22 protein-coding genes are annotated in these 24546 nt (G+C 63.8%); 12 read left to right on the top strand and 10 right to left on the bottom strand.

Translation table 11 applies throughout. The features are described 5' to 3' along the window. Positions 1-69: 69 nt before the first annotated feature. The 3 genes from NKH52_RS00345 to NKH52_RS00335 all read right to left on the bottom strand — a co-directional run bounded on the left by NKH52_RS00345 (position 70) and on the right by NKH52_RS00335 (position 3410). Positions 70-777 (bottom strand): SDR family NAD(P)-dependent oxidoreductase, encoded by a 708-nt coding sequence (locus tag NKH52_RS00345; RefSeq protein ID WP_352732550.1) that lies wholly within the window; start codon positions 775-777, stop codon positions 70-72. A 186-nt stretch (positions 778-963) separates the two neighbouring features. Continuing rightward, a complete protein-coding gene (locus NKH52_RS00340; protein ID WP_352732553.1) occupies positions 964-2565 on the bottom strand; it encodes a 5-guanidino-2-oxopentanoate decarboxylase in 1602 nt (533 codons plus the stop codon). Continuing rightward, positions 2562-3410 (bottom strand): dimethylarginine dimethylaminohydrolase family protein, encoded by an 849-nt coding sequence (locus NKH52_RS00335; protein WP_352732555.1) that lies wholly within the window; start codon positions 3408-3410, stop codon positions 2562-2564. The genes NKH52_RS00340 and NKH52_RS00335 overlap by 4 nt, the downstream gene beginning before the upstream one ends. A gap of 244 nt (positions 3411-3654) precedes the next feature. On the opposite strand from NKH52_RS00335, the gene NKH52_RS00330 reads away from it, so the two are divergent. The 8 genes from NKH52_RS00330 to NKH52_RS00295 all read left to right on the top strand — a co-directional run bounded on the left by NKH52_RS00330 (position 3655) and on the right by NKH52_RS00295 (position 10389). Continuing rightward, entirely contained in the window at positions 3655-4470 is an 816-nt protein-coding gene (locus NKH52_RS00330) for an ABC transporter ATP-binding protein (protein ID WP_127290112.1), read from the top strand. A 54-nt stretch (positions 4471-4524) separates the two neighbouring features. Then, positions 4525-5325 (top strand): transporter substrate-binding domain-containing protein, encoded by an 801-nt coding sequence (locus tag NKH52_RS00325; protein WP_352732557.1) that lies wholly within the window; start codon positions 4525-4527, stop codon positions 5323-5325. Between the two features lie 202 nt (positions 5326-5527). Then, a complete protein-coding gene (locus NKH52_RS00320; RefSeq protein ID WP_502908002.1) occupies positions 5528-6193 on the top strand; it encodes an ABC transporter permease in 666 nt (221 codons plus the stop codon). Continuing rightward, entirely contained in the window at positions 6193-7002 is an 810-nt protein-coding gene (locus NKH52_RS00315) for an ABC transporter permease (protein ID WP_027039831.1), read from the top strand. Before NKH52_RS00320 ends, NKH52_RS00315 begins: the two co-directional genes overlap by 1 nt. Before the next feature lie 139 nt (positions 7003-7141). Then, the gene (locus tag NKH52_RS00310; RefSeq protein ID WP_164892839.1) at positions 7142-8143 is read left to right on the top strand and encodes an Ldh family oxidoreductase; all 1002 of its coding nucleotides are present in this window, start codon (positions 7142-7144) and stop codon (positions 8141-8143) included. 244 nt (positions 8144-8387) lie between these two features. Further along, positions 8388-8669, top strand: a complete 282-nt coding sequence (locus NKH52_RS00305) for a hypothetical protein (RefSeq protein WP_023811506.1) — start codon at positions 8388-8390, stop codon at positions 8667-8669. Positions 8670-8865: 196 nt separating this feature from the next. Beyond that, positions 8866-9318 (top strand): DoxX family protein, encoded by a 453-nt coding sequence (locus tag NKH52_RS00300; RefSeq protein ID WP_127289792.1) that lies wholly within the window; start codon positions 8866-8868, stop codon positions 9316-9318. Between the two features lie 93 nt (positions 9319-9411). Further along, the gene (locus tag NKH52_RS00295) at positions 9412-10389 is read left to right on the top strand and encodes a complex I NDUFA9 subunit family protein (RefSeq protein WP_127289790.1); all 978 of its coding nucleotides are present in this window, start codon (positions 9412-9414) and stop codon (positions 10387-10389) included. A 33-nt stretch (positions 10390-10422) separates the two neighbouring features. Here the strand turns inward: NKH52_RS00295 and NKH52_RS00290 are convergent, their stop codons facing one another. Beyond that, entirely contained in the window at positions 10423-11790 is a 1368-nt protein-coding gene (locus NKH52_RS00290; protein WP_352732562.1) for a cytochrome P450, read from the bottom strand. 177 nt (positions 11791-11967) lie between these two features. Between NKH52_RS00290 and NKH52_RS00285 the strand changes: the two genes are divergently transcribed. The 4 genes from NKH52_RS00285 (at position 11968) to NKH52_RS00270 (ending at position 19030) form a co-directional block, all read left to right on the top strand. Further along, on the top strand, positions 11968-12537 hold the full coding sequence (locus NKH52_RS00285) for an NADPH-dependent FMN reductase (protein WP_023811502.1): 570 nt from the start codon (positions 11968-11970) through the stop codon (positions 12535-12537). Between the two features lie 91 nt (positions 12538-12628). Then, the gene (locus tag NKH52_RS00280) at positions 12629-15247 is read left to right on the top strand and encodes a caspase family protein (RefSeq protein WP_352732565.1); all 2619 of its coding nucleotides are present in this window, start codon (positions 12629-12631) and stop codon (positions 15245-15247) included. Positions 15248-15408: 161 nt separating this feature from the next. Then, positions 15409-17880: a DNA topoisomerase (ATP-hydrolyzing) subunit B gene (gene gyrB / locus NKH52_RS00275; protein ID WP_128302797.1), complete on the top strand. Its 2472-nt coding sequence runs from the start codon at positions 15409-15411 to the stop codon at positions 17878-17880. A gap of 232 nt (positions 17881-18112) precedes the next feature. Further along, entirely contained in the window at positions 18113-19030 is a 918-nt protein-coding gene (locus tag NKH52_RS00270) for a hypothetical protein (protein ID WP_352732567.1), read from the top strand. A gap of 97 nt (positions 19031-19127) precedes the next feature. Here NKH52_RS00270 and NKH52_RS00265 read toward each other — a convergent pair whose 3' ends face one another. From NKH52_RS00265 to NKH52_RS00240, 6 genes are all read right to left on the bottom strand, one after another. Next, the gene (locus NKH52_RS00265; RefSeq protein WP_352732570.1) at positions 19128-20600 is read right to left on the bottom strand and encodes a hypothetical protein; all 1473 of its coding nucleotides are present in this window, start codon (positions 20598-20600) and stop codon (positions 19128-19130) included. A gap of 148 nt (positions 20601-20748) precedes the next feature. Continuing rightward, on the bottom strand, positions 20749-22146 hold the full coding sequence (locus tag NKH52_RS00260) for an NAD(P)(+) transhydrogenase (Re/Si-specific) subunit beta (protein WP_109665727.1): 1398 nt from the start codon (positions 22144-22146) through the stop codon (positions 20749-20751). A 6-nt stretch (positions 22147-22152) separates the two neighbouring features. Continuing rightward, on the bottom strand, positions 22153-22578 hold the full coding sequence (locus tag NKH52_RS00255; protein ID WP_032809881.1) for an NAD(P) transhydrogenase subunit alpha part 2: 426 nt from the start codon (positions 22576-22578) through the stop codon (positions 22153-22155). Then, positions 22578-23846, bottom strand: a complete 1269-nt coding sequence (locus NKH52_RS00250) for a Re/Si-specific NAD(P)(+) transhydrogenase subunit alpha (RefSeq protein ID WP_352732572.1) — start codon at positions 23844-23846, stop codon at positions 22578-22580. The genes NKH52_RS00255 and NKH52_RS00250 overlap by 1 nt, the downstream gene beginning before the upstream one ends. Before the next feature lie 85 nt (positions 23847-23931). Continuing rightward, positions 23932-24156: an aa3-type cytochrome c oxidase subunit IV gene (locus NKH52_RS00245; RefSeq protein WP_013528204.1), complete on the bottom strand. Its 225-nt coding sequence runs from the start codon at positions 24154-24156 to the stop codon at positions 23932-23934. A gap of 209 nt (positions 24157-24365) precedes the next feature. After that, on the bottom strand, positions 24366-24515 hold the full coding sequence (locus NKH52_RS00240; RefSeq protein WP_013528205.1) for a DUF3096 domain-containing protein: 150 nt from the start codon (positions 24513-24515) through the stop codon (positions 24366-24368). Positions 24516-24546: the final 31 nt, after the last annotated feature.

Here is a 24546-nt window from a genome sequence, read left to right as displayed (position 1 = left end):
GCTCGAAAACAAAACCCCGCCGGATCGCTCTGGCGGGGTTTTTCTTTGACCGAGGTAAAGGTTGGAAGGTTATGCCCTGCCGTAAAGCGGCACCAGCGTACCACTCATCGCCTGATTGGCCGGCGAGGCGAGATAGGCGATGGCTTCGGCGGCAGCTTCGAGGCTGACCCATCTGGTGACGTCGGCATCCGGCATGTCGGCACGGTTGGCCGGCGTGTCGAGCGTCGACGGCGCCACGGCATTGACCAGAATGCCCTTGTGCTTCAGCTCTTCGGCCATCGCCACCGTCATGGCTGCCACCGCCGCCTTGCTGGCGGCGTAAGCGACCATGCCGGCGCCGCGCCGCGGGTCGAGCCCGGCGCGCGCCGTGACGTTGACGATACGGCCCGCGGTATCCGATGCGAGCATAGAGCGTACCGCGGCGCGGCAGCACAGGAAGGCGGTGCGCGCATTGGTGTCCATCATCTCGGCAAAGGACGCCGACTCGATCTTTTCAACAGGCGCCGAGGTGAAGCCGCCGGCCAGGTGGACCGAACCCCAAAGGCCTGGAACCTGGCTGTAGAACGCTTCCACCTTGGCGGGGTCGGAAAGATCGACGTTGTGCACCAGTTGGACACGGTCATGCGTGGTAAAGGGGAAATGCGTAGGGGCGGCAGCGTGAGCGTTGGGCACATGGCAGATCGCGCCGTCACTCAGCAGTTTGCCGACAACCGCACCGCCGAGCGCACCGGTCCCACCGGTCACGACGATATGCTTGCCTTCAAGTGTTTCCGTCATCTTGGACGCTCCTGTCATTTTTTTGTCGTTAGGTCGTTTCTGTGCCGCCGACGCGAAGCGTCGCGCCTTTTGCGCCATCACTCAATTGACATCTCGACATGGCAGTTGTCGCGTCTTTGCATGCGTCCGCCCACCGGCCGGCCGTGGTTCAGGGCCGTCGAGACGGGAAATACGTAGCACCGTCCTTCAGTCAACCGTGACTTCGATGACGCGCGGCAGTCCGGTGGCCCGGGCGCGTTTCAGCGCGTCCGGCAGAGCGTCGATGTCGGCAAGCCGTTCGGCGCCGATGCCATAGGCCTCGGCCAGCTTGCAGAAATCCGGCGGCGCCGGCGATACGCCGACGGGCTCGACGCCGACATCGAGCATCGAGGTTTCGATCTCGCGGTAGCCTCTGTTATTCCAGACGACGAAGATGACCGGTGCCCGCGCGTCGAGCGCAGCGCCCAGTTCCGGCAGCGTGAACTGGAAGCCGCCGTCGCCGGTCAGGCAGACAACCGGCGCATCGGGTATCGCAAGGGCGGCGCCGATCGCTGCCGGCGGGCCATAGCCGAGCGCGCCGAAGCCGGTGGCGGCGTTGAACCAGCCGCCGGGGCGATCATGGTCATAATAGAGGTTGGCGGCATAGATCGGCTGTGTCGAATCGCCGACGATGAGTGCCCCCGGCAAAGCGTCGCGGATCATCTCGACGGCGCGCACTTGCGCCTGCAGGGTCGGATTGAGCTCGGCAAAGGCGGCTTTTCGTGTAGCAGCGGCGCGCGACGAACCGCCCTCGCTTGCCCGGACATGGCCCGTTTCCAGAAGCAGCGCTTCGAGCGCCTCGCCGCAATCGGCCTGGATCGAAACGGTTGCCGGGCGGCGGGCAAGCTGGTCGGCGCCGATATCGATGCGGATCAGATTGGCGGGCAGGACGAAGCCGCCATCGCTGTAGCCGTCATAGTCGGTCGGGCCGAATTCGGTGCCGGCGGCGATGACCAGATCGGCGTCGGCCATCAGCGCCCGCACCGCCTTCAGGCTGGGACTGGCCGGCACGCACAGCGGATGATCATGCAGCAGGCCGCGCCCATTGGCGGTCTGGACGACCGGCGCTCCCAGACGTTCGGCCAGACGCCGCAATGGCGCTTCGGCGCGTTTGGCGCCGCCGCCGACCAGGATCAACGGACGGCGCGCGGCCGTGATGAGTTTGGCGGCGCTGGCAATTGCAACACCTTCCGGCGCGGGTGGCGTCACATTGCTCAGCATGGCAGCGATACCATCCGCCGGCTTGACCATGACGTCGGTCGGGATCTCGATATGCACCGGGCCGGGCCGGGCCGATGAAAACAGGGCGAAGGCCTGCGCCAGAGCAGCGGGCAATTCGCCGGCCTCGGTAACGCGCTGCGAAACCAGCGCCACTTTCTCCATCATGCCGCGCTGGTCGGGCAGTTCGTGCAGATGGCCCAGCCCCTTGCCCAGCGTCGGCGTGGCGTTGACGCCTGAGATCACCAGCATCGGTACCGAATCGGCGCGTGCCTGCCCCATGGCGGTGATGGTGTTGGTCAGCCCCGGTCCGGTGATGACGAAGGCGACGCCCGGCCTGCCGCTGGCGCGCGCATAGCCATCGGCCATGAAGCCGGCGCCCTGTTCGTGACGCGGCGTGACGTGGCGGATCTTCGAGCGCGCCAGCCCGCGGTAGAGCTCGACCGTGTGGACGCCCGGGATCCCGAACACCGTGTCGACGCCATGCGCTTCAAGCAGCGAAATCAACGCCTCCCCGACCGTCGTCCCAGTGGTGGTCGCAGTGGCGGTCATTGGCGCAGCACCGGGCGCGTCAGGCAGGTCGGACCGCCCTCGCAGGCGATGCAGAGCGCATCCGCGTCGAAGGTGGCGACCGTGCAGCCGGCCGCTTCCATGGCGGCCGCCGTCCTGGGAAAGCCGGCAACGGCAATGATCTGGCGCGGCGCGGTCGGCAGCACATTGAGACTGAGCCCACTGGAAGCGAAGAACTCGTCGGCATCGCCCTCCACCAGCTTGATGCCGCGACCCCGCAGCATCTGGTAGAAGGGGGCCGGCAGCAAGGGCGGGTAGACCAGCGCCAGATCGTCGGCGAGCGGGCTGATCACCGACATCAGATGCAGGCAGGCTTCCTCGCCGTGCCAGAGCGGCAGGTCGAAACCGAAGACCGAAATGCCCTTGGGCGAGAGCAGGTTCGAAAGCTGCTGGATGCCGTCCTGGTTGGTGCGTACGCCACGACCGACGGCCAGCGTGGTTGCATCGACCCAGACGCAGTCGCCGCCTTCCACCTGCCCCGGATCGTCGATCCGGCCGAGAATGGGTATCCCCATGCGCTTGTAAGCTGTCTCGTGCAGACCGGGTTCGGCCCGGCGCAGCGCCTTGCCCATCGAAAGGATAATCGCGCCATGATCGGTCATCAGCGACGGATCATGGGTGAAGACGGAATCGGCCAGCCCGTCATCGGCGTCCGTCAACCATTCGATCTCGGCGCCGGAAGCCGCGACCATGCTGGTCAGCCGCTCATGCTGGGCCGCGGCCTTCTGCGGATCGAACCCCGGACCATAGTGCCATTCCTGTGCCCTGGCATGACGCATGGCGCTCGTGGCGGACCGCATCAACACGCGTTTCAGGGGTCCGGCCATGGACTGCGACCCGTATGATTTGCCCACTAAATTCTCCCTCAACGTCGGTTGGCGCCACTAACCACTACAGCAAGCTGTGATCAATAGTCCAAAAACCATGGTTGACGGAGGCAAGCGGAACGGTCCATCCTGAGCATGGGAACTCTGTCCAGTGACGGGTAATGGGTAAAAGATACCAGCAGCGACGAGCTCGAACGCTCCGCGGAGCGTGGAAGGAATGACGGCCATAAGCGCCGCATCCGGGATGACAGCGCAAAGCGCCGCACCCGCATTGAAACATACGGCGCAGGACGGCGCCGCCGAAGCCATCCATGTCGAGAACCTGCACAAGAGATTCGGTGAGCTGCATGTGCTGAAGGGCGTCTCGCTGTCGGCGCGCGACGGCGAGGTCATCGCCATAATCGGCGGCTCGGGCTCGGGCAAATCGACCCTGCTGCGCTGCATCAACTGCCTGGAAAACCCGACGAGCGGCATCATTCGCGTCAATGGCGAGGAGATCAAGCTCAAGGCCGACAGCCATGGGCACACGGTTCCGGCCGACCGCAAGCAGATCGAGCGCATCCGCTCCAAGCTTGGCATGGTGTTCCAGAACTTCAACCTTTGGAGCCACATGACGCTGATCGAAAACGTCATCGAGGTTCCCGTACATGTGCTTGGCATCAAGCGCGATGTGGCGATCGACGAGGCCGAAAAGCTGCTCGCCCGCGTCGGTCTGGCCGAAAAGCGCGACGTCTATCCGGCCTATCTGTCAGGCGGCCAGCAGCAGCGCGCCGCGATCGCCCGGGCGCTGGCCATCAATCCGCGCGTCATGCTGTTTGACGAACCGACCTCGGCGCTCGATCCCGAGCTGGTCGGTGAGGTGCTGAAGGTGATCGGCGACCTGGCGCGCGAAGGCCGCACCATGGTGCTGGTCACCCACGAGATGAAGTTCGCCCGCGAGGTCGCGACGCATGTCGTCTATCTCTACAATGGATTGGTCGAGGAAGAGGGCCCGCCCGAGCAGATCTTCGGCGCGCCCAAATCCGAAAGGCTGAAGCAGTTCATCCGCAACATCGGCTAGGACAGGCCGGGACGGAAGAAAACCGGGAACCAACAACAAACTGGGAGTCGTGACATGAAGACTGTTCTGAAAACATTCGCCGCAACGATGCTGCTCGGCGTCGCCGCCATGGGCGTGGCCAAGGCCGATCCGGTCAAGATCGGCGTCGCCGCCGAGCCTTATCCGCCCTTCACCTCGCCCGATGCTTCGGGCAAGTGGGTTGGCTGGGAGATCGACTTCATCGATGCCGTCTGCGCCGAGGAGAAGCTCGATTGCGTCATTACCCCGGTCGCCTGGGACGGCATCATCCCGGCACTGACGACCAAGAAGATCGACCTCATCGTCTCCTCGATGTCGATCACCGCCGAACGCGCGAAGACGATCGATTTCTCGGACAAGTACTATAACACGCCGACCGCGATCATCGGCCCCAAGGACCAGAAATTCGGCTCCGCCCCGGACGACCTCAAGGGCAAGATCGTCGGCGTGCAGGTTTCGACGGTGCACGCTGTCTACGCCAAGAAGCATTTTGGCAGCACAGCCTCCGAGATCAAGGAATACCAGACCCAGGACGAAGCCAACAACGATCTTGCCGCCGGCCGCCTCGATGCGGTTCAGGCCGATTCCATCGCGCTTGGCGAGTTCCTGAAATCCGACCAGGGCAAGGCCTGCTGCGACTTGAAGGGGATGGTCGCTCCGGACGACGAAGTGCTCGGACCGGGCGTCGGCGCCGGCGTGCGCAAGGAAGACACCGAACTGAAGGGCAAAATCAACGCCGGCATCAAGGCGATCCGCGCCAACGGCAAATATGACGAGATCTCCAAGAAATACTTCGATTTCGACATTTACGGCGGTGGCGGCGCACAGTCGAACTGACGATCCTCGTATGAGCGGTGGGGCATGGCGCCAGCGCCATGCCCCCTGCTCGATCTTTCCCAGGCATGTTTGCCGCCGACGCAGCCGTCGGCGGTTGGCCAGCACTTCGGGGGCGACGCTGATCGACGCACTTCTTTCGGCCTCCGCGGCCGGCATCACCGAGCTTCTCTCGCCCTACCCGCCAGGCTGGGGCGGGGCTCTTCTGGTTGGGCTGCTCCATTCGATCGAGATCGCGCTGGGCGCCACGTGCCTCGGCCTTCTGATCGGCACCGGCGGCGCCTATGGCAAACTTTATGGCGGGCCGGTGGTGCGCGATCTCCTGGCGGTCTACACCACCATCGTGCGCGCGGTGCCCGAACTGGTGCTGATCCTGCTGCTCTATTACGCCGGGACCGACCTGATCAACCAGGCGCTGACGGCCATGGGCTATCAGCGCGTCGACGTGAGTGGCCTTGCCGCCGGCATCGCCGTGCTCGGCTTCGTCCAGGGCGCCTATTCGACAGAGGTGATACGCGGCGCGATTCTGGCCATTCCGCAGGGCCAGATCGAGGCCGCGCGCGCCTATGGAATGTCTCCGAGCCTGATGTTGCGGCGCATCACCTTGCCGTCAATGCTGCCCTTCGCCATACCGGGCCTCGCCAATCTCTGGCTGATCGCCACCAAGGACACCGCGCTATTGGCGGTCGTCGGTTTCTACGAACTGGCGCTGGCGACGCGGCAGGCGGCGGGTGTCACCAAAGCTTATTTCACCTTCTTTTTCGCGGCGAGCGTGCTTTATCTGCTTTTGTCGCTGTTCTCCAACCTCGTCATCGGCCGTGTCGAGACCTGGTCGCGGCGCGGCATGCCTTCGCTCAAGGAGGCGCGCTGATGGCCAACGAGGCTGCCATCATCAACGTCGTCGCGCGAACGTCGCTGTGGCTGCAGCCGCACCGCATCGTGCTGATCCTGATCGCACTCGGCCTGGTTCTGTCGGCCGCCTTTTTCATGCGCTGGGACTGGCTGCCGCAATATTATGAAATGGGCTTGATCGGCATCTGGCGGTCGCTGTGGATCCTCGCCGTCACCTGCGTCCTGGGCTTCCTGCTGGCCGTGCCGCTAGGGCTGGCGCAAGCCGCCGGCTCATTCTGGTTCGCCGCGCCCGCCAAGGTGTTCTGCACCGTTATCCGGGGCACGCCGCTGCTGATCCAACTCTGGCTGCTCTATTACGGCCTGGGTTCGCTGTTCCCGCAGTATCCGTGGATCCGCGAATCCTGGATGTGGCCATATCTGCGGCAAGCCTGGCCCTATGGCGTGCTGGCACTGACCTTGTCGTTCGCCGGCTATGAGGGCGAGGTGATGCGCGGCGCCTTTGCCGGCGTGCCCAAGGGGCAACTGGAGGCTGCCCGCGCCTTCGGCATGAGCCGCTGGAAGGCGTTCCGGCGCATCTGGCTGCCGCAAGCCATCTACCGGGCGCTGCCGACGTTGACCGGCGAGACCGTGCTGCAATTGAAGTCGACGCCGCTGGTGGCGACGATCAGCGTCATCGACATCTTCGCCGTTTCGTCCAAGGTGCGGCAGGACACCTATCTCACCTATGAACCCTTGCTGCTGCTGGCGCTGATCTACATGACGATCACCGGCATTCTGGTGTTTGCGTTCAGCAGGATCGAGGCGCGGATCCCCAACAAGATTGGTTAGAGGGGAGTAGGGGAGTAGGGGAGTAGGGGAGTAGGGGAGTATCCGGCTACTATCCACATTCACATTTCCATCCCCATTCGCTATTCACTGCTCACTGTCCCGTACTCCCCTATTCCCTTACTCCCCTAGGACGGCCATGATGCAACTCAGTCTCGACCAGGCAAAAGGGCTGTGCCGGATGGCGGCACTTGGCGCCGGCGCCAATGAGGAAGCGGCACAATCGCTCGCTGCTTCGATCATATCAGCCGAGGCCGAAGGGCTTTCCTCGGTCGGTCTGTCGCATTTCATCGACTATCTCGAGGCGCTGGAAGCCGGACGCATCGACGGCAATGCCGACCCGGTGATCACCCGGCCGGCGCTTGCGGTCTACCTCTCCGATGCACGCGGCGGGCTGGCGCATACCGGCTTCGACCGCACCATCGACGACCTCGCCAAGGCGGCAAAGCTGTTCGGCGTCGCCATCTTCTCGCAGAAAAACGCCTATACATGCGGCGCGCTCGGCTACTTCACCGGAAGGTTGGCAGCACTCGGGCTGGTCTCGTTCGCCGCCACCAACGGCCCGGCCGTGCTTGCCGGCTCGGGCTCGGTCAAGCCGGTCTATTGCACCAACCCGATGTCGTTTGCCGCACCCGCCGCCGACGGCGCGCCGCTGGTCATCGACCAGTCGTCAAGCGCCACCGCCTTCGTCAATATCCGCAAGGCGGCCGAAGAGGGCAAGACAATCCCGGAAGGCTGGGCGCTGGACGCCAGCGGCAACCCGACCACCGATCCGGCCGCCGCCATGAAGGGCGCCATGCTTGCCTTCGGCGGCCAGCGCGGCGCCAACATCGCGTTGATGGTCGAAGTGCTGGCAGCCGGCCTGTCAGGCGCCAACTGGTCGCTCGACGCGCCATGGTTCAGCGGCGGGCCGGACAGTCCCGGTACCGGCCTGTTCGTGCTTGCCGTCGAGCCCAAGCTGCTCGATCCGGATTTCGAGCAGCGGATGAAGGACCAACTCGACCGGTTGCGGCGGCGCTTCGGCGTGCACGTGCCGGGCCGCGCCCGTGCAGAGGCGGCAGAGAAGGCGCAAGCGCGAGGCATCACCGCGTCCAAGGCCGTGGTGCAGCGCATTTCCGAATTCGCGGCGCGCTATTCTTCCTGAATAATCCATTAGATATCAGACAGATATCTGGAATCTGCCCGCCTGAGACGCGGGGCGGTGCGATTTTCTTTGCGCGCCGCTGAACCTTTCCGCGCCTTGCTGCGACACAGCTTTGTCCAGGGCAAGGCGAGCTTGCCCGATCCACACCCGGGGGAAGCAGCAAACCGAAATCGAAAGCCTGCATCACGCGAAGGCCGGTCCTTCGCGCCTCGGAAAACTCAACCCAAATCAAAAGGAAATTGTCATGACCAACACCAAGATCACCATGCTGACCGCTGTCCTTCTGCTCGGCTCGTTCATGGGTGCCACACAGGCAGCCACCCTGAAGGCCGCGCCGGCCAAGCCGTCCAGCCCGGGTGTCATCACTGCCCCGAGCGGCGGGGCCACCGAAGATCACTACTGCAAGAACGGCCATGCAAAATTCGCCAATTGCAGCGCCGATTTCGTCGCCGCCTGCAAGAAGGTTGGTGGCACCATGTCGGATGTTCAGGGCTGGGGTGGGCGTACTTGCTTCACGCCCTCCTGATACCGTCTCAGGTCAGGCCGCTCCGTCGGCCCCTGACTTCGCATGGACGTCGCCCGGAAAACCCCGCTTCTGCGGGGTTTTCTGCGTTTTGATCGCGCAATGGTAAAACATTCGTAGTTTGGTCAACTTTTGTTTATTTGACTTCGTCCGACCTGATCGGCCGTTTGCGCTGATCAAGCAAAACAGAGGAGCTACAATGTCGGCAAGCACGGACAATCCCCGCAACGCCCTTATCATTCCGGCCCTTGGCAGGTTTTACGCGGCTCTGCACGATGGTGCCGAAACCGTTCTTCGCGTCGTCGCCGGTGGGTTTCTCGCCATCCACGGTTCGCAGAAGATCACCAATCCCTTCGGCGCCGCCGAGATGGTCGAGGGTCTCGGCTTCTATCCGGGCGCGTTGTGGTCGTTGCTTCTGGCCTGCACTGAATTCTTCGGTGGCATCTTCATCGCCATCGGGTTTTTGACGCGGCCGGCCGCCTTTGCCGGCCTGTTCGTGCTGCTGGTCACGGTCTGGTTCCACTGGGTCACCATGGGCCAAGGTTATTCGGGCGCGGAAAAGTCGCTGCTGTGGGCGGCGATCCTGCTCTTCTTCGTCATTCGCGGCGGCAACCGCCATTCGGTCGACGCCCGTATCGGCAAAGCGTTCTGACAGGCTGATAGCGACGACGCGTCGCCCTTTGCCTTTGGCACGAAACGGATTATGAAACGGCTTCAGCCAAGCTTGCGAGCGCCGGAGCCAGCCATGACCGAAATCCTGCAGACCCCAAAGCTCGTCGTCGTCTTTGGCGGGTCAGGCTTTGTCGGGCGCCATGTCGTGCGCGCGTTGGCCAAGCGCGGCTATCGCATCCGGGTCGCCTGCCGGCGGCCCGATCTCGCCGGCCATCTGCAGCCGCTCGGCAATGTCGGCCAGATCCAGCCGGTGCAGGCCAATGTGCGCGTGCGCTGGTCGGTAGACCGCGCCGTGCAAGGCGCCGACCATGTCGTCAATCTGGTCGCCATCCTGCATGAGAGCGGCCGGCAGAAATTCTCCGCCGTGCATGAGTTCGGCGCCCGCGCAGTGGCCGAGGCCGCGCGCTCGGTCGGCGCCGGCCTGACCCACATTTCTGCGCTTGGCGCCGATCTGGACTCCGAATCAGACTACGCGCGAACCAAGGCGCTTGGCGAAAAGGCTGTGCTGGAGACGATCAAAGACGCCGTGATCTTCCGGCCGTCTATCAATTTCGGCCCTGAGGACAGCTTCTTCAACCGCTTCGCCAACATGGCGCGCTATTCGCCGGTGCTGCCGCTGATCGGCGGCGGCCAGACCAAGTTCCAGCCGGTCTATGTCGGCGACGTGGCCGAAGCGGTGGCGCGCTCGGTCGACGGCAAGGTGGATGGCGGCCAGATCTATGAACTCGGCGGACCGAAAGTGCTCACCTTCAAGCAGTGCATGGAAGAGCTGCTCGACGTGATCGAGCGCAAGCGGCTGCTGGTGCCGGTTCCGTGGTGGGTGGCCAACATCCAGGCCTCGATCCTCGGCCTGTTGCCCAATCCGCTGCTGACCAAGGACCAGGTGATGCAGTTGCGCGAGCACAACATCGTTTCGGACGCCGCCAACAAGACCAACAGGACGCTTGCAGGGCTCGGCATCCAGCCGCAATCGATCGCGACGATCCTGCCCAGCTATCTCTGGCGCTACCGCGCCGCCGGCCAGTTCCAGCAGCGCAAGCCTGCAGCTTGATTTATCACAACCGTCTGAAGCTGTGTCTCATGCCTATCGCGGCGTGACCCGCATTGGCAGGCCGCCTTGCGGCTGCGTGGTGAGTTTCTGCACCGGCCAGGGCTTGGTTTCGGCGGTGGTGTCGAAGCGGAAGCGCGACAGCATGATCGCCAGCGCGATGATCGCCTCCTGCATGGCGAAGCTGGCGCCGATGCAGACGCGCGGGCCGGCGCCAAACGGTAGATACTGGAAGCGGTCGATCTTTTCGCGATTTCCCGGGTGGAAGCGCTCCGGCAGGAAGGCATCCGGCCTGTCCCACAGTTTCCTGTGGCGATGCACGACCCAGGGCATCACCAGTACGGCGGCATGCTTCGGAATATAAAGATCCTTCCACATTTCCGGTTCGATCGGCTCGCGGTTGATCGACGGCGCCGGCGGATAGAGCCGGAGCGCCTCGTCGAAGGCCGCGCGGGTGAACGGCATGGCATCGAGCCACTTCGTCGGATCGGGCTCGCGCGCCAGCACCTGGTCGATCTCCTGCTCGACCCTGTCGCGCTCCCACGGCGATTCCGCGAGGCAATAGAGCGTCCAGCCGAGCGCACGCGCCGTCGTCTCATGGCCGGCGCCGATGAAGGTGATGATGTTGTCCTCGACCTCGGCCCGCGTCAGTCCGTCGGGTCCCTCGGCCTTGAGCAGCAGCGTCAGGAAATCCTGCGGCACGGCATCGGGGTCGCGCTTGAATTTCGCTTCGCGCATCTTGACCGTGTCGGTGACGATCTTGCGGAAATAGGCCATGGTCTTGCGGCCACGGATGCGGGTCAGCCTCGGCAGCCAGTCGGGCGCGCGCAACAGATCGAGCGGGTCGACGCGTCCCATGGTCTCGAACAGGCGGTCGATCTCGTTGGCGAAACTGCCGGGCTCGCCAGCGATCTCGCCGGAAAACAGCGTCTCGGCCAGGATGTCGTAAGTGAGCAGCGTCATGTCATGAGCGATGTCGGACGTGCCGCCGTCTTCATAGCGGGTGACGAAGTCCAGCGTGCGTCTCAGCATCGGCTGGGCGAAGCCGAAGATGTGGCGCGGCGTGAACACCGGCGCCATCGCCTTGCGCGACCGCTTCCAGACCTCGCCCTCGGCGGTCAGCAGGCCGTCGCGCAGGATCGGCCGCAGGATCTTCTGGCGCACCGTCGCCATCTTGTAGTTCCTGGCGTTGTCGACCAGCACATGGCGGATCAGGCCGGGATCGTTGGCGACGATCAGATGTCCGCCAACGCCATTGGCCGAAATCCAAGGCTCGTTGTAGGTGTGTTCACCCCACAATTCGAGCGGGTTGCGGTAGACGATGCGGATCATCTCCAGCGTCGAGGGCGGCGTCGTGCGCGGCTTCGGCGCCGGGGGAATGAAGGGGGCGGGCTGGATGTCCATGCTGTGCTCCGCTGATGACCCAATGTAGTGGGCCGCAAAGCAGGCGTCCATGTGACCGTACGGCAAGGCCCTGCTCTCCGGAACGTGACCGGTTACCGTGAGGTGCCTTCTTGTTGCCCCGAGCGGCATGCCCTAGGTGGCAGTCACCAATGGATACCGCTATCGCAGGAGCCCAGCTTGAAGCACCAGTTGAACATCATCATCGGCAGCACGCGGCCAGGCCGCGCAGGGCCGGTTTTTGCCAAGTGGCTGGAGACGTTCGCGCGCGAGCATGGAAAATTCGAGCCGGTACTGACCGACATCGACACGTTCAAGCTTCCAGTGCTGGACGAACCGCACCATCCAAGACTCGGCAATTACCAGAACGACCATACCAAGGCCTGGTCGAAAGCGATCGATGCCGCCGATGCCTTCGTCTTCGTGGCGCCGGAATACAATTATTTCGTGGCGCCGGCGATCGTCAACGCGATCGATTATCTCTCGCGTGAATGGAAGTACAAGCCTGCCGCCATTTTCAGCTATGGCGGCGTCTCCGGCGGCCTGCGCGCGGCGCAAGCGCTGAAGCCGCTGCTGACCTCGGTGGGTGTCATGCCGATCTCGGAAGGCGTCGCCCTGCCGATGTATCAGAAACTGCTCGACGAGAACGGCGCTTTCAACGCCGGCGAACAGGTGCAGGGCGGAGCCAAAACCATGCTCGACGAGCTGTTGCGCTGGAGCGAGGCTTTGAAGCCTATGCGGGCTGCCTGAAAACGCTGGTCTTCCGCAAAAAGCCCGGCTTGCTCATGGCATAAAGAGGTGGAATGTTCGCGCAAAGGGACAAGCCGGGGGGCGGTTCGACTTGCGTTTGCTTTTTGCCTTGCTGCTGATGCTCATGACCACCGCCACCGCGGCGGCTGAGCGGCGCGTGGCCTTGATCATCGCCGACGACGACTACCGCCTGATCCGGCCGCTTGCCAACCCGGTTCATGACGGCGAGGCGATGGGAGCGGTGCTGAAGAAGCTCGGCTTCGAGGTCGTCCTCGAAACCAACCGCGACCTGCGGCGCATGCGCCGCGCGCTCGACGATTTTCGCCAGGATGCCAAAGGCGCCGACGTGGCGCTGGTCTATTTCTCCGGCCACGGCGTCGAAATCTCTGGCGACAACCGGCTGCTCCCGGTCGATGCCGACGCCTCCTCGCTCGATGCGCTGGAGAAGACCAGCCTGCCGCTGGAGGAGGTGCGCGACAGCGTGGCGGCCACCGCCAAGGTCGGCCTGATCATGCTCGATGCCTGCCGCAGCGATCCCTTCTCGGGAAGCAGCGGCGAAGGGCGCGGCGCGATCTCGCTGGCCAAGGATGTCGCCGACAAGGTGAAGCCGGGTCTCGGCCGGACTGGCCGCGCCGAAAACATCCTGTTCGCCTTTTCCGCCGCACCGGGTGAGACGGCCGCCGACGGAACCGGCCAGAACTCGCCGTTCACGACAGCGCTGACCAGATATCTCGGCACCGACGGGCTCGAGATCCGCTCGGTGCTGACGCTGGTGCAGCAGGAGGTCTACGATTTGTCGCGGGGCAAGCAGCTGCCCTATGTCGAGAGCGGCCTGCCGAAGCTGTTCTTCGCCGAGGCCGCCAAGGAACAATTGCCGGAGCGCGAGCGCCTGCTGCTTGCCATGGCCGACGTAACGCCGGAAATGCGCGGTGAGGTCGAGCAGGTTGCCAGCGATGCCAACATGCCGCTGGCGCCTCTCTACGGCGTGCTGATCAGCTCCGACGCCAGCCACCTTTCGGCGGACAGCCTGAATGCCCGGTTGCGCGAGGCGGCGGACGCCTTCGTCAAGGTGCGCAGCGAAATGAGGACGCTGGCCTCCGATGATCCGCAGGTGACGGAGCTGCGCCGGCAGGCCGAGGAGCAGCTTTCGCTCGGCGCTTTCGATGGGGCTCGCGCCATCCTCGCAAAGGCCGCCGACATCGACAATGTTTCGCGCAACGCCTTGAAGGCCAACTTCGTCAACCGCACGCTGTCCGAGGCGGCGACGCGTTTCCTGTCCGGCGGTGCGGCGCGCGCCGACCTCGACTACGCCACGGCCATCAAGGATTATGAATCGGTCCTGGCCCTTTACGGCGAGGCCGGGCAGACCGATCTGACCCTGGACCACGCCGACCGCCAGATCCGCACGCTGGACGAGCTCGGCAAGCTCTACACCCTTGTCGGCAACACCGATGCGGCAGGCCGCGCCTTTGCAGCGCTGGTATCCAATCTCGAGCTGCGTTCGGCCCGGGAAACCGACACGAGCGTCAAGCGCGATTTTGCCGTCAGCCACATCAAGCTCGGCAACGTCAAGCTGGCGCAAGGGGACCTGCCGGAAGCGCTGGAAAACTATCAGACCGCCAGAACCATGCTCAAGGATTTGACCGCTGCCGAACCCGATCGGCTGTCATGGTTCGGTGACTTCGCCATGGCCGACGACAAAATCGGCAATGTGCTGGTGACGCAAGGCGATCTGGCTGGGGCCTCGCAAATCTACCAGGAGGGCCTGTCGATCAAGAAGCAGCTTGCCGATAACGAACCGGAGCGCGCCGAGCTGCAGCGCGACCTGACCATCACCTATGACGAGATCGGCGGCCTTGCCCGGGTCATGGGGCGACTGGACAACGCCCAGATGGCCTACGAGGAGAGCCTGAAGGTCCGATTGGCGCTGGCCGAGAAGAAGCCGCGGGACGCCGAGCGGCAACGCGATGTCTCCGTCAGCCATGATACGATCGGCGACCTCAAGCGCGAGCGCGGCGATGCGGCGGGCGCACTCGCGTCCTATAAAGCGGGCCATGCGATTGTCGAACAATTGGTGGGCCGCGACCCCGACAACAGTGAGCTGAAGCGCGACCTGTCGGTCGGCAACGCAAAGATCGGCAATGCGCTGAGCGATCAAGAGGACTGGCCGGCAGCCCTCGCCGCCTACAGGCAGGCCCTCTCGATAGCCCGCGTGCTGGCGGCCAGTGACCCTGCCAACGCCGACTGGCAACGCGACCTCTCGGTCAGCTTGGAAAAAGTAGCGGGCATTCTGGCGATTCAGGGCGACCGCGCCGGAGCACTCAAGGCCTATATAGATAGTTTCGCCATCGCCGACCGGCTGGCCAAGCTCGACCCTGCCAATGCCGACTGGCAACGCGACCTGTCGATCACTCTGTCCGAGATCGGCATGCTCAAGGCCAAGCAGCGCGACGTCAAAGGCGCGCGGCAGGCTTTCCAGGACAGCCTGGACATCCGCCAGCGGCTTGCCGAGGCAGATCCGGACAACGCTACCTGGCAGCGCGACCTGGTGGTTGCCATGATCGACTACGCTCAGGTCGCCAAGAACCCCAAGACGGTGCTTTCGCAAGCGCTCGACATGACGCTGGAGCTCGACCGTAGCGGGCGGCTGGCGCCACGATACAAGTTCATGATCAAGTTTCTCAAGGACCGGCTGGCCAAGGTGAAATAGGGCTTGGCGAGAGCCTGTCGTGGACAGCCGGCTGATTCCCCGTGAAATGCCTGCAAACCTTGGAAAAACCGCCTTTTGCGCCTATATCTAGTCGATATCAGAGGCGCGATTCGGCGCGGATTTTTTGCGCTGTGCAAGCGGCATCCAGACAACAGGTTTTCATGAGCGATCAGATCGACAACAACAACGGCGCTGAAGCCGAATACGGCGCCGATTCCATCAAGGTTTTGAAGGGGTTGGATGCTGTCCGCAAACGCCCCGGAATGTATATCGGCGATACCGACGACGGTTCGGGCCTGCATCACATGGTCTATGAGGTGGTCGACAACGCCATCGACGAGGCGCTGGCCGGTCACGCCGACCTCGTCACCGTGACGCTCAACCCCGACGGTTCGGTCACTGTGATCGACAATGGCCGCGGAATTCCGACCGATATCCACACCGGAGAAGGCATTTCGGCGGCCGAAGTGATCATGACGCAGCTGCATGCCGGCGGCAAGTTCGACCAGAATTCCTACAAGGTCTCGGGCGGCCTGCATGGCGTCGGCGTGTCGGTGGTCAACGCGCTGTCGGCGTGGCTGAAGCTGAAAATCCGCCGCAACGGCCAGATCTTCGAGATGAGTTTCACGCATGGCAATGCCGACGCACCGCTGAAGGCGACCGGCAGCTATGAGCAGGACAAGCAGCCGGGCACCTATGAGGGCCGCAGCGGCAGCCAGATCACCTTCTTCCCGTCGTCCGAGACCTTCACCATGGTCGAGTTCGACTTCGGCACGCTGGAACACCGGCTGCGCGAGCTTGCCTTCCTCAATTCCGGCGTGCGCATCATTTTGACCGATGCCCGTCACGCCGATGTCGTGCGCCATGAACTGCACTATGATGGAGGCCTCGAAGAATTCGTCAAATATCTCGACCGGGTCAAGAAACCGCTGATCGACAAGCCGATCGCCATCAAGGCCGAGCGCGACGGGATCACCGTCGAAGTGGCGATGTGGTGGAACGACAGCTACCACGAGAACGTGCTGGCCTTCACCAACAACATCCCGCAGCGCGATGGCGGCACGCATCTGGCCGGCTTTCGCGGCGCGCTGACGCGCCAGATCACCGGCTATGGCGAATCCTCTGGGCTGACCAAGAAGGAAAAGGTCTCGCTGATCGGCGACGATTGCCGCGAAGGTCTGACGGCGGTGCTGTCGGTCAAGGTTCCAGATCCGAAATTCTCCTCGCAGACCAAGGACAAGCTGGTCTCGTCGGAAGTCCGTCCTGTCGTCGAAGGCCTGGTCAACGAAGCGCTCGGCACCTGGCTGGAAGAACACCCGAGCGAAGGCAAGGTGGTCGTCGACAAGGTGATCCAGGCCGCGGCGGCGCGCGAAGCGGCGCGCAAGGCGCGCGATATTACCCGCAAGAGCTCGCTCGGCGTCACTTCCCTGCCCGGCAAGCTGGCCGACTGCCAGGAACGCGACCCGGCGAAGTCCGAAATCTTCATCGTCGAGGGTGACTCCGCCGGCGGCTCGGCCAAGGGCGGCCGTTCGCGCCAGAATCAGGCCATTCTTCCGCTGCGCGGCAAGATCCTCAATGTCGAGCGGGCCCGCTTCGACCGCATGCTCGGCTCCGACATGATCGGCACGTTGATCACGGCGCTCGGGACCTCGATCGGCAAGGACGAGTTCAACGCCGACAAGCTGCGCTACCACAAGATCATCCTGATGACCGACGCCGATGTCGACGGCGCCCATATCAGAACCTTGCTGCTGACCTTCTTTTTCCGGCAGATGCCGGAGCTGATCGAGCGCGGCCATCTCTACATCGCCCAGCCGCCGCTCTACAAAGTGACGCGCGGCAAGAGCTCGCAATACATCAAGGACGAGAGCGCGTTCGAGGAGTTCCTGATCGGCTCGGGACTGGAGGAAGCATCGCTTACCCTCGGCTCGGGCGAGGTTCGCATCGGACAGGACCTGCGCGGAGCCATCGACGACGCGCTGGCGGTGCGCCAGCTGATCAACGGCCTGCACACGCGCTACAACAGAGGCGTCGTCGAGCAGGCGGCGATCGCCGGCGGGCTCAACCCGGACGTGTTCACCGATCTCGGCCGCGCCAACGACATGGCGGAGCGGATTGCAAAACGCCTCGACATCATCGCCGAGGACACCGAGCGCGGCTGGACCGGCCGCATGTCGACCTCGAATGAAGGCGTCGGCGGCTATGTGTTCGAGCGCACGGTGCGCAGCGTCAAGGAATACGCGCATCTCGACCTGGCGCTGATCAATTCGGCCGACGCACGCCAGCTCGACCGCTACGCACAGCGCCTCAGCGAGGTCTACGGGTCGCCGCCGGTGCTGCGCCGCAAAGATGTCTCCGAAACCATCTCGGGGCCGCTGGCGATGCTCAACGCGGTCTTTGCGACCGGCCGCAAGGGCCTGACGATGCAACGCTACAAGGGTCTCGGCGAGATGAACGCCGAACAGCTGTGGGAAACCACGCTCGATCCGAACGTGCGCTCGCTGCTGCAAGTCAAGGTCAATGACGCGACCGATGCGGATTCGCTGTTTTCGCGGCTGATGGGCGATGAGGTCGAACCCAGGCGCGAGTTCATCCAGGACAACGCGCTGTCGGTCGCCAATCTGGACATCTGATCTGGACATCAAATCTGAATTGGCGCGCTGCGGCGCGCCAATGTTCCGCTGGCGGCAAGAAAATCATTTTACAACGCGCCGGAACGGAAGTTCCCTTGGAACATTGTGACAACATCGATTCACAATATTCTAACAGGAGGCCTCCATGGGACGTGGCATTTTGCTCTGGTTGCTCGGCATTCCGATTCCGATCATCATTCTGATCATGCTGTTCGTACGATAGGGGGCTTCCATGCAGTCCACCCTGTCGGCGGTCGATGTTTCCGCCTCAACCGAGTCCTCCTCCACCGCCGTCAGTTGGGGACCGATCATCGCCGGAGCCTTCGCGGCCTCTACATTGACCCTCATCCTCATGCTGCTCGGTTCGGGGCTGGGATTGACCATGGTGTCGCCATGGTCGGGATCGGGCGCATCTGTGACCACTTTCGCGGCGTCCACCGCGATCTGGCTTGTCATCGTGCAATGGCTGTCCTCCGGCGTCGGCGGCTATCTTGCCGGACGCCTGCGCACCAAATGGGTCGGCATCCACACCGATGAAGTCTATTTCCGGGACACCGCACACGGCTTTCTTGCCTGGGCGCTGGCCACGTTGCTCGTCGTCGGGGTGCTTGGCTCCGCGCTTTCCGCTGCGATAGGCTCAGGCGTGCAGGCGGTGTCCACCATCGCGTCTGGCGCGGCGATGGGCGCGTCGGCGGGGGCTTCGGCCAATGTCGGCAGCACATCGGCCGACAATGCGACCTCCTACCTGGTGGATTCACTGTTCCGTCCGGCTGATCCGGGCAGGCTGGCTGCCGCCAATCCGGACAGCGATGCGGCTGCGGTCGGTCAGGCTTCGCGCATCCTGATCGCCGGTGCGGCGGCAGGCGAGGTTTCGGCAGACGACAAGACCTATCTGTCGCAACTCGTCGCCGCCCGCACCGGTCTTTCGGAAGCAGATGCCAAGGCGCGGGTGGATGCGATCATCGCCAGGGCTCAGGACGCCAAAGTCAAGGCGCAGCAGGCCGCCGACACCGCCAGGAAGGCCAGTGCGACGTTTGCCCTGCTTGGTGCGCTCTCGCTGGCCATCGGCGCCTTTATCGCCAGTGCCGCCGCGGCCCTCGGAGGCAGGCAGCGCGACGATGAGGAAGCGGTTTTTATCGCCAACCGCTGAACTGCACTTGCAACAAAGCCACTCCGGCCCGCCGGAGTGGCTTTGCTTTGAAATTGTCGCACAGCGATGCCTCGGCCCCGTTCGCTGAAATCCGTTCCTATTTTCGGGGAGGAATCGTCGGTGCTTCGGCTTGGCTCGGCTCCAGTTTGCGACCGAGGTCGACCGCGTCGCGCAGCACGGCAAGATGCGAGCGCCGCCGATCGCCGACCTCGACACCGGTCGCCGTCAACGACCAGTACAGCGTGTGGGTGAAGACACGGCCGAGGCAACCGCGTAGCTCGACCTGGATGTTCTCCACGCCTGGGCCGAAATTCTCCGCCATCGGCCCCGAGATCGGATCGCCGGTCAGCCAGCCATTGCCGCTGTCGAAGATGTTGGTCCACCGCGTCGCCGCAAACACCGCGCCATGATGAACCGCACGCTGCGGCTTGCCTGAAGAACGGTTGCGCCCTTCCTGATAAAGCACAGTGCCACCGGCCGCCGCTCCCTCGGCGACCGGCGGACATGCCGAGAACAGACGCTCGGCGATGCCGCGTCTGAATTCGGCGAGATTGTGCGTCACCAGAAATTCGCTGTGGGTCAGCGGGCTGCCAAGCGTGACGAAATCGCTGATCTTCCAAGGCCGATGGTTGTCGTCCTTGGTGCGCAGTTGGCGATAGAGCTCCCACTGATCGCGCCTGAACCCGGCAAGATCGTCCAGGCTGCCGGGCCATGCCGAGCCGTCGGCAACAAGCGTCGCCTTGTCGATGGCGCGGAGCGCCTTCAGTTTCGCCTTGTCGCGGATGGCCTCCAGTTTTCGGGGCCTGAAATCGGCCCACAAGATCTGCAGCAGGTCATAGGCGATCATCGAGCCGAGGCTGTGCGAGACCAGCACGATGCGATCGTAGGTATCGTCCATCATCAGATGCTCAAGCAGCTTCAGACCGCGGCTGCGGATCAGAGCCCGCTTCTCGACGGTTGCAGCTTCAGCGCGCACATAGGCGGCGACATCGCCGAAATAGGGAAGGCCAAAACGGTCCACCGACCAGATGACGAACGAGGCCAGGATGGTGACGAGCGAGCCGACGGTCCACGAAATTTGCTGCTGCCAAACCGACGTCGCAAGCGCGAGAGCCGCGACCAGAACGATGATGACGGCCAGAAGCGTGACCAGATAGAGCTTTCGGGCGTCGGGCGGTATGTCGGCGGGCTTGCGCCACAGCAGGTTTATCACCCAGGCGGCAAGCCGGCCCCGCGTCGTGCCCTGCGTGATGTCGGCCCAGTAAAGCTCGTAGAAATCGGTGCGGCGCCCATCGACATCGTAGGGCGTGGTGATGCGGCGAAGTTCGTACGAATTGGTCCGGCTGTCGGGAGTGATCCAGCTCTGGTTGATCTTCGCGCCGGCGGGGTCGGCCGGATCGGCGACATGGGCATAAAACGGCGCGCGGCTGGGGTCGTGGCTCCAGACAGCCTGGACAAAGCCGCGCAGCGTATCCATCGGCCGCTGTTCGCCCATGCCATGCACGATCACCACCGCCTGGCCAGGCTTGCGCGGCGGTTTTCCGGGCAGCGATGCGATCAGGTCAGGCACCAACGTCTCCGTCGACGACAGTCCCGCCGTCGAGGCGGGAATTCGTCATCGTAGCGCCGAAATCGCCGTCAAGCCAAGAAAGCACGGCCAAGAAAAAGCCCGGCGCGAAGCCGGGCGGTTCTTGGCTTGTCTCGGTGCTGATTCCTGATCAGTGATCCATGGCTTTGACGATCTCTTCGGTCATCTTCTTGGCATCGCCGAGCAGCATCATGGTGCCGTCCTTGTAGAACAGCGTGTTGTCGATGCCGGCGTATCCCGAACCGAGCGAGCGCTTGACGAACAGGCAGGTGCGCGCCTTGTCGACGTCGAGGATCGGCATGCCGTAGATGGGTGAGGACTTGTCGTCCCGCGCGGACGGGTTGGTGACGTCGTTGGCGCCGATGACATAGGCGACATCGGCCTGCGCGAATTCGGAGTTGATGTCCTCGAGCTCGAACACTTCGTCGTAAGGCACGTTGGCTTCGGCGAGCAGCACGTTCATGTGGCCGGGCATGCGGCCGGCGACCGGATGAATGGCGTATTTCACGTCGACGCCATTGGCCTTGAGCTTGTCGGCCATTTCGCGCAGCGCGTGCTGCGCCTGGGCAACGGCCATGCCGTAGCCCGGCACGATGATGACTTTCTGGGCGTTCATCATGAGGTAAGCGGCATCGTCGGCAGAACCCTGCTTGACCGTGCGTTCGATGCCGTCATCGGCGGCCGCTGCCGTCTCGCCACCGAAGCCGCCGAGAATGACCGAGATGAAGCTTCGGTTCATGCCCTTGCACATGATGTAGGACAGGATCGCGCCGGATGAGCCGACCAGCGCACCGGTGATGATCAGCGCCAGATTGCCGAGCGTGAAGCCAAGGGCGGCAGCTGCCCAACCCGAATAGGAGTTGAGCATCGAGACGACGACCGGCATGTCGGCGCCGCCGATCGGGATGATCAGCAGGATACCGAGCACCAGCGAGGCGGCAACGATCAGCCAGAAGACCAGCTTGGACTCGGTGGTGACCAGTAGCACGATCAGCACGACGAGCGCGATGGCAAGTGCTGCGTTGATGAAGTGGCGTCCGCCGATCATGATCGGCTTGCCGGACATGCGGCCATCGAGCTTGAGGAAGGCGATGACCGAGCCAGTGAAGGTGATGGCGCCGATGGCGACGCCAAGGCTCATCTCGATCAGGGCCTGGGCGTGGATGTCACCATCCGTGCCGATGCCAAAACTTTCCGGCGCATAGATGGCGGCTGCCGCCACCATGACGGCGGCGAGGCCGACCAGCGAGTGGAAGGCGGCGACCAGCTGCGGCATCGAGGTCATGGCGATGCGCCGCGCGGTGACGGCGCCGACACCGCCGCCGATGGCGAGGCCGAGCACGATGAGGCCGAAGCGGCCCGCCGACGGGGTTGCCAGCGCCAGCGTGGTGGCGATGGCGATGCCCATGCCGATCATGCCGTAGAGATTGCCCTGCCGGCTGGTGGTCGGATGCGACAGACCGCGCAGCGCCATGATGAACAGGACGCCGGAGACAAGGTAGAGGAAGGACGCGAAGTTGGCGTTCATGGCGCTCTACTTGTCCTTCTTCTTGTACATGGCCAGCATGCGCTGGGTGACGAGGAAGCCGCCGAAAATGTTGACCGAAACCAGCATCAGCGCGACGAAGCCGAAGCCTGCGGCAATGCCGGAGGCGGCGATGCCGACGGCAAGCAGCGCGCCGACGACGATGACCGAGGAGATGGCGTTGGTGACGGCCATCAGCGGCGTATGCAGTGCGGGGGTCACCGACCAGACGACATAGTAGCCGACGAAGATCGCCAGCACGAAGATGGCGAAGCGGAAGACGAAGGGATCGATGGCGCCGCCGGAGAGCGCATGCGCGGCATCGCCGGCCGCGTCAGTGCCGCCGGGCGCGGTCGCCAGATTGTGCACTGCCAGCCGGACCGCGGCGGAGGCCTGGTCGAGCTGGTCGAGGGCTTTCTGCAGGGTCTGGTCCATCACGCGATCCCTTTCGGCTTCGACGAGGGCGACTTGGGTGCGGCCGCCTTCTTGGGCGCGGCTTTCTTGGGCGAAGCGTCGGCGACCATGGTCTTGGCCGGGATTGCGGCCGGCTCGACATGGGGCTGCTGGTCGGCCTTTATGAAAGCCGGATGCACGATCTTGCCGCCATCGGTCAGCATCGTTGCCTTGACCAGATCGTCGTCGCGATTGATGGCAAGCGTCTTCGTCGCCTTGTCGACCAGCGTCTCGAGAAAGGCGAACAGGTTCCTGGCATAGAGCAGCGAGGCCGACGCCGCGATGCGGCCGGGCACATTGAGGTGGCCGACGATTTTTACCCCATTGGCCGTTGTCACCACCTGGCCCGGTACAGCGCCCTCGACATTGCCGCCGCGCTCGACCGCCAGATCGACGAGCACCGAGCCCGGCTTCATCGAGGCGACCATCGCCGCCGACACCAGCTTTGGCGCCGGCCGGCCGGGAATAAGCGCCGTGGTGATGACGATGTCCTGCTTGGCGATGTGCTCTGATGTGAGTGCCGCCTGCTTGGCCTGATATTCCTTCGACATTTCCTTGGCGTAGCCGCCGGCCGTTTCCGCAGCCTTGAATTCCTCGTCCTCGACCGCGAGGAACTTGGCGCCGAGCGAGGCGACCTGTTCCTTGGCGGCGGGGCGAACGTCGGTGGCGGTGACGACCGCACCAAGCCGGCGCGCGGTGGCGATCGCCTGCAGGCCGGCGACGCCGACGCCCATGATGAAGACCTTCGCCGCCGGCACCGTGCCGGCAGCCGTCATCATCATCGGCAGCGCGCGATCATATTCCGAAGCCCCGTCGATCACCGCCTGATAGCCGGCCAAATTGGCCTGCGAGGACAAGACGTCCATCGACTGCGCCCGGGTGATGCGTGGCATGAATTCCATCGAGAAAGCGGTGACGCCAGCCTTGGCCAGGGCTGCCACAGCGGCATCGTTGCCATAGGGATCCATGATGGCGATCACGGCCGCGCCACGCTTGTAGCTCTTCAGCTCGGCATCGCCGGGCCGACGCACCTTCAGCACGACATCGGCCTTGGCGACATCGGAAACCTTGCCGATGGCAGCGCCGGCCTTGGCGAATTCCTCGTCGGGGATGCGGGACCTCGTGCCGGCGCCGGTCTCGACGACGACGTCGAAGCCTAGCGCCGCCAGCCGTTTCACCGTGTCGGGCGAGGCCGCGACGCGCGGCTCGTTGGCATCGAGCTCACGAGGGATGAAAACCGTCTGTCCCACCGCATGATCCTTTCGGCCGGAAGCTATTTCCCGCAAGACGCCGGCCGGCCTCGCGGCGGCGCCATGGACAAGGTGTCGGAAAAATCTATCGGAGGATAAAGGCGCCGACAGCCAGAATCAGCACGAACAGAATGGTCGCCGAGAAGAAGCCGCCCGCGAAGAAGCCGAAGGCCATCGCCAGGAGCAGGGCGCCGCAAAACAGCGAGCCGTACTTGGCCAGCGCGAGGAAGCCCGCATAGGTGCGGTCATGCTCGGCATAGTCCATCTTCGCGCCCAGTTCGACAGGACCGGTCGGCGAGTGATCAGCCATAGGAATACCCCTTCGAAGACATCTTTCAGGCACATAGCGAAAAGCCGGGCCGAGAGCAATGGCGCTATTGCCGCACAACAACCGACAACTGCCTCAAAGAAAGGTTGAAGCCGGCTGCCGACGCGCGACGGAGTCCGATCGCTGGATTCCGGCGCTTGATGCGGAAAGATGCTCCGAAGGCGGACGCTTGCGTGGCCTAAGCCGGCGCCTCAGCCGGCTAGATGCGGAAATAGCCCGAGCAACCCGACGACGATCAGATAGAGCGCAACGATGTAGTTCAACAGCCTTGGCATGACCAGGATCAGCACGCCGGCGATCAGCGAGATGAGCGGGGTGAGCGCAAGTGTGGAAATGGTCATGACGGGTTCCCTCAAAAACTTCAGAATCGAC

The organism is Mesorhizobium sp. M1066, assembly GCF_040318635.1.
GTDB lineage: Bacteria > Pseudomonadota > Alphaproteobacteria > Rhizobiales > Rhizobiaceae > Mesorhizobium.
The sequence above is the reverse complement of the archived record's forward strand: the minus strand, read 5'-3'. Positions and strand labels throughout refer to the sequence as shown.

What these genes read in the sequence shown, in the direction of transcription:
- NKH52_RS00345 (WP_352732550.1), bottom strand. Translation starts at nt 777, where the DNA reads ATGACGGAAACACTTGAAGGCAAGCATATCGTCGTGACCGGTGGGACC.
- NKH52_RS00340 (WP_352732553.1), bottom strand. Translation starts at nt 2,565, where the DNA reads ATGACCGCCACTGCGACCACCACTGGGACGACGGTCGGGGAGGCGTTG.
- NKH52_RS00335 (WP_352732555.1), bottom strand. Translation starts at nt 3,410, where the DNA reads ATGGCCGGACCCCTGAAACGCGTGTTGATGCGGTCCGCCACGAGCGCC.
- NKH52_RS00330 (WP_127290112.1), top strand. Translation starts at nt 3,655, where the DNA reads ATGACAGCGCAAAGCGCCGCACCCGCATTGAAACATACGGCGCAGGAC.
- NKH52_RS00325 (WP_352732557.1), top strand. Translation starts at nt 4,525, where the DNA reads ATGAAGACTGTTCTGAAAACATTCGCCGCAACGATGCTGCTCGGCGTC.
- NKH52_RS00315 (WP_027039831.1), top strand. Translation starts at nt 6,193, where the DNA reads ATGGCCAACGAGGCTGCCATCATCAACGTCGTCGCGCGAACGTCGCTG.
- NKH52_RS00310 (WP_164892839.1), top strand. Translation starts at nt 7,142, where the DNA reads ATGCAACTCAGTCTCGACCAGGCAAAAGGGCTGTGCCGGATGGCGGCA.
- NKH52_RS00305 (WP_023811506.1), top strand. Translation starts at nt 8,388, where the DNA reads ATGACCAACACCAAGATCACCATGCTGACCGCTGTCCTTCTGCTCGGC.
- NKH52_RS00300 (WP_127289792.1), top strand. Translation starts at nt 8,866, where the DNA reads ATGTCGGCAAGCACGGACAATCCCCGCAACGCCCTTATCATTCCGGCC.
- NKH52_RS00295 (WP_127289790.1), top strand. Translation starts at nt 9,412, where the DNA reads ATGACCGAAATCCTGCAGACCCCAAAGCTCGTCGTCGTCTTTGGCGGG.
- NKH52_RS00290 (WP_352732562.1), bottom strand. Translation starts at nt 11,790, where the DNA reads ATGGACATCCAGCCCGCCCCCTTCATTCCCCCGGCGCCGAAGCCGCGC.
- gyrB (WP_128302797.1), top strand. Translation starts at nt 15,409, where the DNA reads ATGAGCGATCAGATCGACAACAACAACGGCGCTGAAGCCGAATACGGC.
- NKH52_RS00270 (WP_352732567.1), top strand. Translation starts at nt 18,113, where the DNA reads ATGCAGTCCACCCTGTCGGCGGTCGATGTTTCCGCCTCAACCGAGTCC.
- NKH52_RS00260 (WP_109665727.1), bottom strand. Translation starts at nt 22,146, where the DNA reads ATGAACGCCAACTTCGCGTCCTTCCTCTACCTTGTCTCCGGCGTCCTG.
- NKH52_RS00255 (WP_032809881.1), bottom strand. Translation starts at nt 22,578, where the DNA reads ATGGACCAGACCCTGCAGAAAGCCCTCGACCAGCTCGACCAGGCCTCC.
- NKH52_RS00245 (WP_013528204.1), bottom strand. Translation starts at nt 24,156, where the DNA reads ATGGCTGATCACTCGCCGACCGGTCCTGTCGAACTGGGCGCGAAGATG.
- NKH52_RS00240 (WP_013528205.1), bottom strand. Translation starts at nt 24,515, where the DNA reads ATGACCATTTCCACACTTGCGCTCACCCCGCTCATCTCGCTGATCGCC.